The organism is Actinosynnema pretiosum, from assembly GCF_002354875.1.
GTDB lineage: Bacteria > Actinomycetota > Actinomycetes > Mycobacteriales > Pseudonocardiaceae > Actinosynnema > Actinosynnema auranticum.
On record NZ_CP023445.1, the window covers coordinates 6,350,062 to 6,364,207 of the forward strand.

Sequence of the window (14,146 nt, forward strand, 5' to 3'; positions counted from 1 at the left end):
CTGCTTTCCCTAGTAAGGAGGTGGGTGGTGCTCTAGTTGCGCATCGCCACGTGCAGCTGCGAGCGGATCTCCGGGGTCAGCTGCACGCCCACCCGGTCGACCAGCCTGGTCATGGCGTAGCCGATCAGGCCGATGTCGCAGTTGGGCGCGGCGAGCACGGCCAGGCAGGAGCCGTCGCTGATGGACATCAGGAACAGGTAGCCCCGCTCCATCTCCACCACGGTCTGCTTCACGTTGCCCGCCTCGAAGCAGCGCGCCGCCCCGAGGTTCAGGCTCACCAGGCCGGACGCGACGGCGGCCAGCTGCTCGGCCCGGTCGACGGGCAGGCGTTCGGAGGCGGCGAGGAGAAGGCCGTCCGCCGACACCACGATCGCGTGGGCGACACCGGCCACCCGGTTGACGAAGTCGTCGACCAGCCAACTGAAGTTCTCCAGCTCATCGGCTGCGGAGGTCACTTCTGCTCCTTGTCTGAGTTGCCGAACGACAGGCCCTCCCAGGGCAGGCTGTCATCGTCCTGGTTGTTGTCGCGGCCCATCTGCAGGCCGCGCTGGTAGGTGGCGAACCGCTGGCGCAACCGGTCGGCGGACCGGGGGCCCTGCGCGGTGGCGATCCCGCCGGACGACGGGCCGGTCTGGCCCCCCGCGCGCACGGTCGCCTGGGTCGCGGTGGTGGACGAGGCGGAGGAGAGCGAACCGGGCATCAGGCGCGCCTTGGGGACGCGCTTGGGCAGGCCCGCCGTGGTGGACTCGTCGACGGAGGTCTTGAGCACCTTGCTCGCCGTCGACCAGTTGTCGTCGGAGGAGCCCCAGTTGGCCGCGGCGGCGGACACCTTGGAGGGGGCGGGCTCCCGCTTGGGCAGGCCGCCGAGCCCGGAGGCCTGCGCGGGGGCCGGGTCCGGCTGGGCGTCCACGACGGGCTCGGCGAACACGGTCCGCTCGGCGTCGGACCCGCCGTCGAGCACCAGGTCGTCGTGGTCCGGCGACCCCGGTTCGTCGGGGAGCGCGTGCTCGCCGCGCGCCCGCCTGCCCTCGCCCCGCACCCGCGCCTCCCCGGAGTCCTCGTCGCCGCCCTGGAACCAGCGGGACAGCACGTCCTCGTAGATCGGCAGGCGCTGGGTGGACGCGTCGTCCTCCACCGCCGCGGGCGCGGGGGCGGGCACGGCGCGCTGCTGCTGGTGCTGCGCGGGCGGGTAGGAGTAGTCGATGTCGCTGCCCGCGCGCGGCGGCGCGGTCTCGCTGACGGTCGCGGTGAACAGGCCCTCGGCGGACGAGTTGTGCTCGACCGGCCGGTGCGCGCCGGTGTCCTCGAACGAGTCGAACGAGGTGCCGGAGAACGAGCTGCCGGAGAACGTGGTCTCCTGCGGCGTCACCCCGTTCTGCCCCGGCTGGCCCCGGAACGCGTGCTCCGGCGCGGCCTCGCCGAACGCGGACGGCATCTGGTCCGGGCTCCACTTGGGCAGGCCGGACAGCGCGACGGCCCCGGTCTCCTCCACCTCCGGCGGGTCGGCCAGCGCGAGGACGCCGGGCCTGCCCAGCGGCAGGCTCTGCCGCCCGCCGCCGCCCTGCGGGTCCGGGCCCCGGTGCAGCAGGCCCGCGGGCAGCAGCACCTGCGCGGTGACACCGCCCTCGATGTCGTCGTTGTTGCGCAGCGACACGTGGATCTCGTGCCGCTTGGCCAGCTGGCCGACCACGTACAGGCCCATCTCGCGGGCCACCGACACGTCGACCTCGGGCGGCTCGGACAGCTTCAGGTTCGCCTCGACGACGTCCTGCTCCTGCATCCCGACGCCGCGGTCGTGGATGCGGATGGACACCTCGCCGCGCCGGGTCTCTATGGCCCGCACGGTCACCTTGGTGCTGGGCTTGGAGAACGCGGTCGCGTTGTCCAGCAGCTCGGCGATCAGGTGCGCGAGGTCGTTGACCACGCGGCCCTGGACGCGCAGGTCGGGCGCGGGCGCGATGTGCACGCGGGCGTACTTCTCGACCTCGGACACCGCGGCGCCGAGCACCTCCGTGATCGGCACCGGCCTGGTGACGCGGCGGGTGACCGTGGTGCCGGAGAGCACGAGCAGGTTCTCGCTGTTGCGGCGCATCTGGGTGGCGAGGTGGTCCAGCTCGAACAGGCTCGCCAGCTGGTCGGGGTCCTGCTCGTCCTGCTCCAGCCGGTCGATGACGGTGATCTGCCGCTCCACGAGCGCCTGGCTGCGCCGGGAGAGGTTGATGAACATGTCGTTGACGTTGGCGCGCAGCGCCACCTGCTCGACCGCGAGGCGGATGGCCTCGCGCTGGACCGCGTCGAACGCGCGGGCCACCTGGCCGACCTCCTCGGTGGTGTGGATCGGCACCGGCACCAGGGACTCCTCCGCGGCCCGCTCGGGGTCGCGGTGGGTGCGGATGCGCTTGATCGCGTCCGGGAGGCGGTTGCGGGCCACGTCGAGCGCGGTGCGGCGCAGCACCCGCAGCGGGGTCAGCATCGAGGTGGCGACGACCGCCATGAGCGCGAACGCGATGATCAGCGCGGCGGCCACGAGCGCGCCGTCGCGCCAGGCGAGCGCGTTGGCCTCGTCGGTGAGCCGGACGGCCTCGCGCTGGGCCTGGTCCTCGATGTCGAGCGAGACCTGGCGCAGCAGGGCGGCGGTGTCCTCGCCGACGCGCAGCGCGTCGTTCTCGTTGAAGGAGATGGCCTTGCCGTTGTCGTTCTGCACCAGCGCGAGCGTCACCAGCCGGTTGCGGGCGTCGACGGCCGTGCCGGACACGGTGTCCTGGTAGTTCTGCCGGTTGTCCTGGCTCGCGACGTTGGTGAAGTCGGTGATCGCGGAGTCCAGCTTGGACTGCGCGCCGCGCAGCGCGTTGGCCTGGTTGGGGCCGAACTCGCTGCGGTTCGCCGCGGAGATCAGGATCGAGTTCTGCTGGGCGAGCTGCTCCTTCGCGGCGTACAGCGCGAGGTTGGCGCCGACCAGCGGGGTGAGGTGCTCGTTGCTCAGGCTGCTGGAGGTCGCGCGGTGGACCTGGAGCAGGGTGTCGAGCAGCTGCCCGTAGGCGCTGGCGACGGAGGCGTCCGGGTACTGGCTCTCCAGGACGGTGTTGCGCAGCGAGTTGAGGCCGTCGAGCGACTGGAGCGACTTCTCGTACGCGGTGCGAACGGTGTCGTCGATGTCGCCGGTGGCCGCGCCGACGTCGCGAAGCCGCATGACCTCGGCGTCGACCTTGCCCGATCTGGTGTTGAGCTCGCCGACGCGCGCCGTGGCGTCGGGGTTCGTCTTGCGACCTGCCGCGACGTAGCCGACGGCCGCGTCGCGCTCTAATTGCAGCGCGTCCCCCACGGCGGCTGCTTGGGCGGACAACTGCAGCTCGCGCTGCACCTTGCCGTACAGCTCGACGTCGTCGAGCTGGGTGCTGAGCCGCAGGCCCGCGAGGGCCAGCGTGCTCATCGCGGGCACCAGGAGCACCACCACGAGCTTGCTGCGCAGCTTCCAGTTGCGCAGCCGCCACCGGGAGATGCCCCGGTCCGCGGTGGGCGTGGTCGCGGTGCCGGGCCCTGGGTCGGGCGCTTTGCCCTGAGCACCCGCGTCGAGTTGAGTTCGCTCCGGTCGTCCTTCACCGGAGGCGTGGTCGTCGTGACCGCGCACCGTCAGCACACTCCCCAGCCCCCCAGCCAGTTTGGTTGATGATGATGAGGTAGTTCCGGCCGAGTTCCTTGGAAACCCGCTGGATACTCTTGGAACCACCGGGTTTCTCATACCGCCGTTCGGACCCGGCGGGGCGGTGGTTCACAAGTCGATCAGCACGTCCCCGCGCTCCGGTGGGCCCTGGGCGGGGGCTGGTCCCGCCTTCGTCACCCGTCCGGCGCACCGGGGAGGTGCGGGGAGCCCGGCGCGCGGGCTCCCCGGCGCCGTCAGCCCGCCGAGCCCGACACGATCATCGGGGTCACGTCGAACTTCTCCTTGAGCAGCTGGTAGGTCAGCATGAGGTCGGCGACCCGCTGCAACCGGCTGGACTCCAGCGAGGTCGGGTACTCGCCGAAGTGGACCAGCGTGGCGGTGTCCTTGTCGATCTTGGCGTAGTCCTGCAGGACCGGCTCCACGATGCTGCGGTCCTGGGCCTCCTTCTGCCCCTTGGCCATCGCGCGCTGGAACGCGGCGACGCTGTTGGGGTTCTTGCTCGCGAAGTCGCCGGTCGTGGCGTAGCCGCCGATCGGGATGTCCTTCGTCGGGCCGGAGGCCGCGTCGAGGACGGTGGTGAAGCCGCTGCCGCGGTGCGAGCGGGCGATGAACGGCTCGACCATGAAGGCGGCGTCGACGCTCTTGTTCTTGACCGCGGCCTCCATGTCGGGGAAGCCCAGCTCCTTGAACTTGACCTTCGACGGGTCGACGTCGTTGGCCTCCAGGGTCGCCTTGGCGGTCAGCTCGGCGATGTTCTTGTAGGTGTTGATCGCGATCGTCTTGCCGTCGAGGTCCTTGGGGGACTTGATGCCCGAGTCGGGCGCGGCGACGATCACGAACATGTCGGACTTGGCCTGGTAGCCGTCCGAGATCAGCTTCAGGCCGCCCTTGTCCTTCGCGGCGCCCTGGGACTCGGCGGCGAAGTACGACACCCAGTTGCCGAAGGTGATGTCGATGCTGCCCGAGATCAGACCGGGGATCGCCGCGGCGCCGCCCTGGATGATGACCGGCTCGATCTCCAGGCCCTCCTCCTTGAAGTAGCCCTTCTTGATCGCGATGTGGACCGAGGCCACGTCGAGGATGTTGAGCAGACCGAGCTTGATCTTCGACTTCTCGACCTGGCCGGGCGCGGTCGAGGTTCCGCCTTCGGACGCGGAGCCGTCCTCGGAGGAACCGCCGAGCAGGCCGCATCCGGAGACCGCGGCGAGCATGGCGAGCGCGGAGAGGCCGCCGATAATCCTTCTTGCCGAACGGCCGACTCTGAGAGTCATGGGGGACTTCTCCCGTTGGAGTGGCGAGATTGCGGGGGCATGACGCGCGGCCGTGCGGGGGTGCGGGCCCGGAGGCACTCTTCGTGATGCGAGTGGCTCACGAGCCCTCGTTCGACCGGGCATCTGAAGGTTTGATCCACTACCTTCGGTGCGCATCTTTGCACAGGCTGTCCAGAGGCAGGAGTAGGCAGTGAGCAATCAACACTCCGAATGGGCCGTACAGAGCAATGAAGCCGTGGTGGGGATCGTGGGCGCGGGGCCCGCCGGACTCACGTTGGCTAACCTCCTCCACGAAGCAGGAATTGCCTGCACAGTGCTGGAACGGGGAACGCGCGAGTACATCGAGACACGCCCGCGCGCAGGGGTTCTGGAGCACCGCGCGGTGCAGATGCTGACCGAGCACGGACTCGCCGGGCGGCTCCTGGAAGAAGCCGATCGACATGGCGCCTGCGAGTTCCGGGTGAACGGCGAGGCGTTCGAGGTGGACTACTCGGCGCTCTACGGCGGGCAAACGCACTACGTGTATCCGCAGCAGGACGTGGTGCGCGACCTGCTGGGCAACTACCTGGCGCGGGGCGGCGATATCCGCTTCTCGGTGTCGGACGTCGAACTGTCGGGGATGGATTCCGCGTCACCGGTGCTGACGTGGCTCTCCGCGACCGGCGAGCGGGAGCGGCTGGAGTGCGCTTTCGTCGGCGGCGCGGACGGCTTCCACGGCGTGACCAGGAAGAGCATCCCCCAGGGGGCCGTGCAGGAGTTCACCCACCAGCACGGGATCGAGTGGCTGAGCGTGCTCGCCGAGGCCCCGCCCTCGACCCACAAGGTGATCTACGCGTTGCACCCTGACGGTTTCGCCGGGCACATGCTCCGCAATTCCACGGTTTCCCGCTACTACCTCCAGGTGCCGATCGGCGATTCGCCGGACAACTGGCCCGATGAACGGGTTTGGGCGGAGTTGCACAAGCGCTTGGCGCTGCGCGATTCCAATTGGCGGTTGACCGAGGGGAGGATCATCGAGAAGCGCGTGCTGGACATGCGCAGCCACGTCGTGGAACCGATGCGATTCGGTCGGCTGTACCTTCTCGGCGATGCCGCGCACATCATCACGCCGGTCGGCGCGAAGGGAATGAACCTTGCGCTGCACGATGCCGAGGTGCTCGCTTCCGCACTAATCGGGTACCTCCGAACGGGCGACGATTCCGGGCTGGAGGGCTACTCCGAGAAGTGCCTCCGCCGGGTCTGGCGTGCGCAGGAGTTCTCACAGTGGATGGTTTTCATGCTGCACCGTTCGCCTGAGCCGTTCCTGAGCCGGTTGGGCCAGGCCCGGTTGGAACACCTGATCGATTCCAAGTCCTCGGTCGGGTATTTCGCGCAGAACTACGTGGGCCCCTGACGCGGGCGCCCCGCTTATCGGCTCACCCGCTTTGTGCGGCCCCGATCGGGCCGGGGTGGGCCACCCGGCGGGCACGACCGGAACGCCGGGGGACCGCATCCCCCGGCGCCCCGCGCTTTACCGGTATTGCCGGACGGCGCGGCGCCGCCCCCGCCCCGCGCGCGCCGCCCCCGTTTCCAGGCCGCCCGCGCGGCCGACCGGGCCCGCTTTCCCCGTGGCGGCAACGAATTCCCCGCACCGGGTCGATGCGCCCGCACCGGCGGAACCCCGCAGCGACCACCCTCCGTGACACCGGATCTTCAACCGCCGCAACGGTTTCCGCCCCGGCGGACCGATGCGACCGCACCGGTCCGAGCACCGCCGGGCGAGCGGATTCCCCGTCACCGCAACAACTCCAGCCCCACGACGCGCGCACCGCCCTGAACGCCGCGCAGCGCCGTCGAACGCCACCGCAGCCCTGCCGCGGCCGGCACGGCGCGCCAACGCCGCACAGCGCCGCTGAGCGCCCAAGCGCCGCGCTCCCGTTGCCGCGCAGCACTCCCGGCCTCCCGCGCACCCGGTTCCCTTGCCGCGCAGCGGTCTTGACCGTCCACCCGCGCGATTCCCGTTGCCGCGCAGCGGTCTTGATCGTCCGACCACGTGATTCCCGTTACCCCGCAGCACCCTTGATCACCACCAGCGCGACGCCCGCCCCCCGGACAGCGCGAAGGGCGGCCCCGCGCCCCCGGTCACCGGACCGGACGCGCGGGAACCGCCCCGCGAACTCCCCCGAGGGGGAAGAACCTCGGCGCCGCCGAGAAGCCGTCAGCGCGCCAAGCGCTGCGCGGCGCCCCTCTCCACCTCGGCGCGCTCCTCCGCCGCCCATCTCGCGGCCTGCCCGTCAGCGGCCCGCCGACCGGGCGCCGGGCGCCGGGCGGGCGAGGGCTTGCCCACGTTCAGCAGCCGCGCCACCTCCGCCCGCAGCCCCACGAACACGTCCGACTCGCGCGTGGTGATCTGGTCGCGCGGCGCGGGCAGGTCCACCCGCAGGTCCGCCACCACCGACGCGGGCGAGGTCGACAGCACCAGCACGCGGTCGCCCAGGTACACGCTCTCGTCGATGTCGTGCGTGACCACCAGCACCGTCGTGTCGTGCTCGGTGCGGATCTTCAGCAGCAGGTCCTCCAGCTCGAACCTGGTCTGCGCGTCCACCGACGCGAACGGCTCGTCCATGAGCAGCAGGGCGGGCCGGTACGCCAGCGCCCGCGCGATCGCCACCCGCTGCTGCATCCCGCCGGACAGCTGCCACGGGTACTTGCGCCCCGCCGCCGCCAGCCCGACCCACTCCAGCGCCTCGGCCGCGCGCGCCCGCCGCTTGGCCCGCCCGACCGAGCTGCGCAGCGGGAACTCCACGTTCTTCTGCACCGTCAGCCACGGGAACAGCGAGCGGCTGTAGTCCTGGAACACCACGGCGAGGTCGTCGGGCACGCCCTTGACCGCGGCGCCGTGCAGGCTCACCGCGCCCCGGCTGGGGCGCACCAGCCCGGAGATCGTCCGGAGCAGCGTGGACTTGCCGCACCCGGAGGGGCCGACGACGCAGACCAGCTCACCGGCGCCGACGGTGAAGGAGAGGTCGTCGATCGCCGTGTGGGCGCCGTCCTTGCCCTGGTAGGTGTGGCCGAGCGCGGCCACCTCGAGCATCGCGGTCATGTCAATCCTCCACCGTCGCGGGGGTGCGCCCCTCGCGCTTGGGCTGCCAGGCGAGCGCCCGGTTCTCCAGCGCGAGGAGCACGGTGTTGAGGGTGTAGCCGAGCACGCCGAGCAGGACGATCCCCGCCCACATGCCGGGGAAGTCGAACTGCCGCTGGGCGAGCAGCAGCTGCGAGCCGATGCCGTTGTCGGTGCCGACGAGCTCGGAGACGACCATGAGCACGAGCGACAGCGACAGGCTGACCCGGAGACCGGCGAAGATCTTCGGGGCGGCCGACGGCAGGACGACGCCGAGGACCCACTGGGCGCGCGGGATGCGGAACACCTCGGACGTCTCGGTCTTGGTGCTGTCGACGGAGCGGGCGCCGTCGACGGTGTTGAGCAGGATCGGCCACAGCACGCCGAAGACGATCGTGGCCAGCTGCATCGAGGTGCCGATGTTGAACAGCAGCAGGAACACCGGCACCAGCGCGGGCGGCGGGATGGAGCGCATGAACGTCAGCACCGGCCCCGCGTACTCCATGGCCCGCTCGGAGCGGCCGAGCGCGAGGCCGAGCGCGACGCCGACGACGGCGGCGATGCCCCACCCGGTGAGCAGCCGGGTCAGGCTGGGCACCAGGTGCTCGAACACCACGTCGGTCAGGAACAGCGTCTCGGCGGGGCCGCTGAGCCACAGCTGCGCGGCGGCGTCCGCGATCACCGTGGGGCGCGGGAAGAACGGGTCGTCCGCGAGGAACGTGACCGCCTCCCACACCAGGACCAGGCAGCCGAAGACCACCCACCGCTGGAGGAAACCCGACAGCGCCCTCACGACCTGCCCCCCGCGGCGAAGCCCCAGCGGACCCAGCGGCGCTGCGCGCGCTCCAGCCCCTCGTTGACCAGGTAGCCGAGCACGCCCGCGACGACGGTGCCCGCGAGCACCAGGTCCATGCGGCCCGCGCCGCTGCGGGCGTCCATGACGAACTCGCCGATCCCCGCCGCGCCGCCCGCCAGCATCTCGACGCTGACCAGCACGACCAGGCAGGTCGTCGCGGCCAGCCGGATGCCGGTGAACACGAACGGCAGCGCGCTGGGCAGCGCCACGGAGAGCAGCACGCGCACCCGGCCGGCGCCGAACACGCGGGCGGTGTCGACGAGCAGGGGGTCCAGCTCGTCGAGCGCGTAGATGGTGTTGAACAGGATCGGCCACACCGCCGCGTAGACGGCGAGGGCGATCTTCATCTCCGGGCCGAGGCCCAGCACGACGATCGCCAGGGGGATCAGCGCCACCGACGGGATGGGGCGCAGGAACTCCACCACGGCGCGCGTCGCGTGGCGCACCGACGCGACGCTGCCCAGGACCAGACCCGCGGGCACGGCGACGCCCACGGACAGCAGGACCGAGATGAGCAGCGCCAGCACGGTCGCCACGACGTCGCGCAGGAACGTCTCGTCCCCGAGCAGGGCGAGCAGTTCGACCGCCACCACGGAGGGCGGCGGCAGGTACTCCTGGGGAACCAGGCCAGATCGGCCGAAAAGCTCCCAGATGACGAGGAACCCGGCCGCACCGAGCAGTCCTCGGGTTAGCGCACGCACGCGCAACGCCTCTTCCCAGTTGATCAACCCGAGCCAACCCGGCCAATCTAGAGAGTCGAACGGGGTTGCCACAATAAGGGAGCAGAAAACTTCGCCCCCCGATCCGGCCGATTTGACTTCGCTGCACACTGAAGCCACCGCAACCACAGCAGTGAGTACTACTGCCCAGGCAGGAGGCCCCTACGGCATCCGGGTGATCCCCTGGATAGCCGGGAAAACTCGCTTCTCGTCCACAGAGGACGAATTCACGATCAGTTTTCCACGGCCCCCGCCGAACGCCTCGGACAACGCGCCGCAGCCGTCCATTCCGGTCACCGGACGAACGATTTCCTCGAACTGCTCGGCACAACCGCGCACGCGGTACCACAGCGCGGTCCACACCGGACGACCCGCCCGCGCGGAGCGGACCACCCCGCGCCGGGGACCGGGGAGCGGGGCGCGCCGGACGCCCGGTCGCCGGGACCGGGACCGCCCCTCACCCGAACGCCCGCCCGCTCCCGGCCGGGAGCGCGCCACCGCGCCCGAGCCGTCCGGCACGCTCCCACAACCCGCGCGCGACCACCCGGATCCATTTCCGCTGAGTGGAACTTCCCCCGCGCGGAGCAGTCGCGCGGGGGCCGGAACACGCGACGGGACCCCGAGAACGGGTCGCGATCCGGGACGCGCGCCGGGTCCCGCGGATCCGCGCCCCGGCCCGGAGCGCGCGACGGGGCCGCCCCGGCGAACCGGTGCGGCCCCGCGTCGGCGAGAGCGCTCTCGCACGAACCCCGTCGACCTACATGCCCACGGCCTTGTACAGCGACCCGACCTCCTGCCGGTTCAGCACGCGCAGCGAGCCGGGCCGCTGGTTGCCCAGCCGCACCTCGCCCACCGCGGTGCGCACCAGCGTCTGCACCGGGTGCCCCACGGCCTCCAGGAGCCGCCGCACGATGTGCTTGCGCCCCTCGTGCAGCACGACCTCCACCAGCGCCCTGCCGGGCAGCGAGGAGATCAGCTTGAACGAGTCCACCTTGACCGGCCCGTCCTCCAGCTCGACGCCGGAGCGCAGCCGCTTGCCCAGGTCGCGCGGGATCGGACCGGGCACCTCGGCCAGGTAGGTCTTGGGCACCTCGTACGAGGGGTGCATGAGCCGGTGCGCGAGGTCGCCGTCGTTGGTCACCAGCAGCAGGCCCTCGGTGTCGGCGTCCAGCCTGCCGACGTGGAACAGCCGCTCCTTGCGGTTCACCAGCAGGTCGCCCACGCACGGCCGGTGCGCGTCGTCGTGCATGGTGGACAGCATCCCGCGCGGCTTGTTCAGCACGAGCGTGACGACGTCCTCCTGGAGCACCACGCGCACGCCGTCCACGTGCACGACCGCCTTGTCGGGGTCGATGCGGCGGCCCTGCTCGCGCACCACCTCGCCGTCCACCTGGACGCGGCCGAGCTCGATGAGCTCCTCGGCGACCCGCCGGGAGGCGATCCCCGCTTTGGCCAGCACCTTCTGGAGCCGAACGCCTTCAGAACCGGGGTCAGACATCGTCGATCGCATCCACTTCGGGCAGCAGGGGAGCGATCGGGGGCAGGTCGGTCAGCGACGCCAGCCCCAACCGCTCCAGGAACAGTTCGGTAGTCCGGTAAAGGATGCCACCCGTGTCGTTGTCGTTGCCCGCCTCGGCGATGAGCCCGCGCGCGACCAGCGTGCGGATCACCCCGTCGACGTTGACGCCGCGGACCGCCGCGACGCGCGCCCTGGTGACGGGCTGCCGGTAGGCGATCACGGCGAGCGTCTCCAGCGCTGCCCGCGTGAGCTTGGCGCGCTGCCCGTCGAGCAGCAACTTCTCCACGAATGGCGCGTGGCGGTCCCTCGTGTAGAACCGCCAGCCGTCGCCGATTCTACGCAGGTCGATGCCGCTGCCCGAGGCGGTGTAGCGCTCGGACATCCGCCGCAGGGTCGCCCTGACCCGCCGGGCGGGCTGCTCGAACACGCCCGCGAGCTGCTGCTCGTCGATCGGGGTGTCCACGACGAGCAGCACGGACTCCAGCGCGCTCTCGAACTCCGCGTCGTCGGACAGGTCGACGGCGGACGCCTCCGCGTCGTCGGTCACGCTCACCCGTACTCCTCGTCCTCGTCGTCGTCCGCCGCCACCGCGCGGGCCTCCTCGAGGCTGCCGCCGACCCACGTGACGCTCAGCTCGCCCAGCGCCTCGGGCTGCTCGAACGCCAGCACCTTCTCCCGGTACAGCTCCAGCAGCCCCAGGAAGCGCGCCACGACCTCCAGGGTGTTCTCGCAGTCCGCGACCAGCTCGGTGAACGTGGCCGTGCCCAGCTCGGCGAGCCGCTCGCGCAGCAGCGCCGCGTGCTCGCGCACCGAGATGCGGTGCTGGTGGACGTGCGCGGTGGACACGGTCGGCGGCGGCTTGGGCCGGAACACCACGGCCGCGATCTCGGAGAACCGCCGGGGGTCGACGCCGAGCATCACCTCGGGCAGCAGCCCCTCGAACCGCCGCTCCAGCGCGACCGAGCGCGGGTACCGCCGGTGCGCGCCCTGCTCCAGCTCGGCGAACAGGGCCGCGACCTGCTTGTACGCCCGGTACTGGAGCAGCCGCGCGAACAGCAGGTCCCGCGCCTCCAGCAGCGCCAGGTCCTCCTCGTCCTCCACGTCGCCCTGGGGCAGCAGCCTGGCGGCCTTGAGGTCGAGCAGGGTGGCCGCGATGACCAGGAACTCGGTGGTCTCGTCCAGGTCCCAGGCGTCGCCGAGGCCCCGGATGTGCGCGATGAAGTCGTCGGTGACCCGGTGCAGGGCGACCTCGGTCACGTCGAGCGTGTGCTGCGAGATCAGCTGCAGCAGGAGGTCGAACGGCCCCTCGAAGTTGGTGAGCCGAACCTTGAACCGCCCGTCGGCCACCTCGTCGGCCACGGGCCGAGTGTCGGGCACGGCCTCGCGGTCCGCCGGGCGATCACCCCCGGGGGTGTCGGGCGCGGACGTGACGTCGCCCGTGGTGCCACCGGCGCCGCCGGTGCCGTCCGCCGTGGTGCCGCCGCTCACCGCTCGCGCAACCTGCGCACGAGCAGCGAGTCGTCGCCGCGCCCTTCGAGGTCGTCCAGCACGATCGCGATGGCCTCGCGCACCACCCGGCCCCGGTCGACCACGAGCCCGTGGCTGCCGCGCAGCACCAGCTTGGCCTGCTCCAGCGCCAGCAGCTCCTCGTCGGAGGCGTACACGGTGAACTTGGTGCTGTGCTTCTCCCGCCCGCTCCCCCGGCGCCCGCTGTCGGCGGCCGGGTCGTCGGCGCCGACCACGTCCGCGCCCACCACCTTCGGGCCCACCACGCCGACGGCGTCGGGTCCCACCGCGGTGGCGGCGGGCTCGGTCCTCGGGGGCAGCGCGGTGCGGGCCGTCAGCACGACCTCGGACTCCCCGGAGGCGGAGCCGGACGGGGACGCGCCGGACTGGGACGTGACGGGCTGGGACGTGACGGACGGGGACGTGACGGCAGGCTGGGACGCGACAGTCGAGCGGAACAGCTCCGACGCGCCCGGCAAGGTGGGGCGACGGGTCACCTGGCGATCACCTCGCGCGCCAGGGCGCGGTAGGCGCGGGCGCCCGCGGAGCGCGGCGCCCACCGGGTGATCGGCTCGCCTGCGACGGTGGTCTCCGGGAACCGCACGGTCCGGTTGATCACCGTGTCGAAGACGACGTCGCCGAAGGCCTCCACCACGCGCGCCATCACCTCGCGGGAGTGCAGGGTGCGGGGGTCGTACATGGTGGCCAGTATCCCGGTGATCTCCAGCTTGGGGTTCAACCGCTCCCGGACCTTCTCGATGGTGTCGATCAGCAGCGCCACCCCGCGCAGGCTGAAGAACTCGCACTCCAGCGGGATCAGCACCCCGTCGGCGGCGGCCAGCGCGTTCACCGTGAGCAGGCCGAGCGAGGGCTGGCAGTCCACCAGCACGTAGTCGTACAGGTCCAGCACCGGCCGCAGCGTGCGCACCAGCGTGTGCTCGCGCCCCACCTCGGACACCAGCTGGATCTCCGCCGCCGACAGGTCGATGTTGCTGGGCAGCAGGTGCATGTTGTCCACCGGCGTGCCCATGATCACGTCCTGGACGCCGACGTCCCGCTCCATGATCACGTTGTAGATCGTCTGGTCGAGCTGGTGCGGGTGCACGCCCAGCCCCACCGACAGCGCGCCCTGGGGGTCGAAGTCGACCAGCAGCACCCGGCGGCCGTGCTCGGCGAGCGAGGCGCCCAGGTTGATCGCCGAGGTGGTCTTGCCCACCCCGCCCTTCTGGTTGCAGATGGCCAGGATCTTCGCCGGTCCGTGGTGGACCAGCTCGGGCGGGTCGGCCACGAACCGCAGCGGCCTGCCGGTCGGCCCGATCTCGCCGACGGCCTGGTCAGGGACCTCTTCCTCCAGCGGCGCGGCGTGCGGGGCCAGGCTCAGGTCCACCGATGCTTTCCGCACACCGGTTCGCGGTGGTCGCGCGGGGTGCTCCCCCTCGCCCACCTGCTCCGGTGACGACATCTCTCCCCGACTCCTAGTTCTCTCCCTGGGCGAAGCCTAAGTGCCCAGGTGG

13 protein-coding genes are annotated in these 14,146 nt (G+C 71.5%); 1 reads left to right on the forward strand and 12 read right to left on the reverse strand.

Translation table 11 applies throughout. The features are described from left to right. Window positions 1-32 precede the first annotated feature (32 nt). The 3 genes from CNX65_RS26970 to CNX65_RS26980 all read right to left on the reverse strand — a co-directional run bounded on the left by CNX65_RS26970 (window position 33) and on the right by CNX65_RS26980 (window position 4,932). Window positions 33-455: a roadblock/LC7 domain-containing protein gene (locus CNX65_RS26970; protein WP_096496258.1), complete on the reverse strand. Its 423-nt coding sequence runs from the start codon at window positions 453-455 to the stop codon at window positions 33-35. Beyond that, on the reverse strand, window positions 452-3,628 hold the full coding sequence (locus CNX65_RS26975) for a sensor histidine kinase (protein ID WP_096498022.1): 3,177 nt from the start codon (window positions 3,626-3,628) through the stop codon (window positions 452-454). The genes CNX65_RS26970 and CNX65_RS26975 overlap by 4 nt, the downstream gene beginning before the upstream one ends. Window positions 3,629-3,894: 266 nt before the next feature. Continuing rightward, window positions 3,895-4,932 carry an ABC transporter substrate-binding protein gene (locus CNX65_RS26980; RefSeq protein ID WP_096496259.1) on the reverse strand — a complete coding sequence of 346 codons (1,038 nt, stop codon included), beginning with the start codon at window positions 4,930-4,932 and terminating at the stop codon, window positions 3,895-3,897. Between the two features lie 190 nt (window positions 4,933-5,122). Here CNX65_RS26980 and CNX65_RS26985 point away from each other — a divergent pair, with 190 nt between their 5' ends. After that, window positions 5,123-6,325: a 4-hydroxybenzoate 3-monooxygenase gene (locus CNX65_RS26985; RefSeq protein ID WP_096496260.1), complete on the forward strand. Its 1,203-nt coding sequence runs from the start codon at window positions 5,123-5,125 to the stop codon at window positions 6,323-6,325. Between the two features lie 804 nt (window positions 6,326-7,129). Here CNX65_RS26985 and CNX65_RS26990 read toward each other — a convergent pair. The 9 genes from CNX65_RS26990 to CNX65_RS27030 all read right to left on the reverse strand — a co-directional run bounded on the left by CNX65_RS26990 (window position 7,130) and on the right by CNX65_RS27030 (window position 14,094). Further along, window positions 7,130-8,014 (reverse strand): ABC transporter ATP-binding protein, encoded by an 885-nt coding sequence (locus CNX65_RS26990; protein WP_096496261.1) that lies wholly within the window; start codon window positions 8,012-8,014, stop codon window positions 7,130-7,132. A gap of 1 nt (window position 8,015) precedes the next feature. Beyond that, window positions 8,016-8,825: an ABC transporter permease gene (locus tag CNX65_RS26995; protein ID WP_096496262.1), complete on the reverse strand. Its 810-nt coding sequence runs from the start codon at window positions 8,823-8,825 to the stop codon at window positions 8,016-8,018. Then, the gene (locus CNX65_RS27000) at window positions 8,822-9,589 is read right to left on the reverse strand and encodes an ABC transporter permease (RefSeq protein WP_096498023.1); all 768 of its coding nucleotides are present in this window, start codon (window positions 9,587-9,589) and stop codon (window positions 8,822-8,824) included. The genes CNX65_RS26995 and CNX65_RS27000 overlap by 4 nt, the downstream gene beginning before the upstream one ends. 180 nt (window positions 9,590-9,769) lie before the next feature. Beyond that, a complete protein-coding gene (locus CNX65_RS27005) occupies window positions 9,770-9,970 on the reverse strand; it encodes a hypothetical protein (protein ID WP_096496263.1) in 201 nt (66 codons plus the stop codon). Window positions 9,971-10,364: 394 nt separating this feature from the next. Continuing rightward, a complete protein-coding gene (locus tag CNX65_RS27010; RefSeq protein WP_096496264.1) occupies window positions 10,365-11,117 on the reverse strand; it encodes a pseudouridine synthase in 753 nt (250 codons plus the stop codon). Beyond that, the gene (scpB, locus tag CNX65_RS27015) at window positions 11,098-11,748 is read right to left on the reverse strand and encodes an SMC-Scp complex subunit ScpB (protein WP_232520030.1); all 651 of its coding nucleotides are present in this window, start codon (window positions 11,746-11,748) and stop codon (window positions 11,098-11,100) included. Before scpB ends, CNX65_RS27010 begins: the two co-directional genes overlap by 20 nt. Then, a complete protein-coding gene (locus CNX65_RS27020; RefSeq protein ID WP_177154698.1) occupies window positions 11,676-12,503 on the reverse strand; it encodes a segregation and condensation protein A in 828 nt (275 codons plus the stop codon). The genes scpB and CNX65_RS27020 overlap by 73 nt, the downstream gene beginning before the upstream one ends. 107 nt (window positions 12,504-12,610) lie before the next feature. Beyond that, window positions 12,611-13,129 (reverse strand): hypothetical protein, encoded by a 519-nt coding sequence (locus CNX65_RS38410; protein WP_096496267.1) that lies wholly within the window; start codon window positions 13,127-13,129, stop codon window positions 12,611-12,613. Beyond that, the gene (locus CNX65_RS27030) at window positions 13,126-14,094 is read right to left on the reverse strand and encodes a ParA family protein (protein ID WP_232520031.1); all 969 of its coding nucleotides are present in this window, start codon (window positions 14,092-14,094) and stop codon (window positions 13,126-13,128) included. The genes CNX65_RS38410 and CNX65_RS27030 overlap by 4 nt, the downstream gene beginning before the upstream one ends. Between the last annotated feature and the right edge of the window lie 52 nt (window positions 14,095-14,146).

Bases quoted from the DNA above. Each gene is read 5' to 3' on its own strand.
- CNX65_RS26980 (WP_096496259.1), bottom strand. From the start codon at position 4,932: ATGACTCTCAGAGTCGGCCGTTCGGCAAGAAGGATTATCGGCGGCCTC.
- CNX65_RS26990 (WP_096496261.1), bottom strand. From the start codon at position 8,014: ATGACCGCGATGCTCGAGGTGGCCGCGCTCGGCCACACCTACCAGGGC.
- CNX65_RS27010 (WP_096496264.1), bottom strand. From the start codon at position 11,117: ATGCGATCGACGATGTCTGACCCCGGTTCTGAAGGCGTTCGGCTCCAG.
- CNX65_RS27030 (WP_232520031.1), bottom strand. From the start codon at position 14,094: ATGTCGTCACCGGAGCAGGTGGGCGAGGGGGAGCACCCCGCGCGACCA.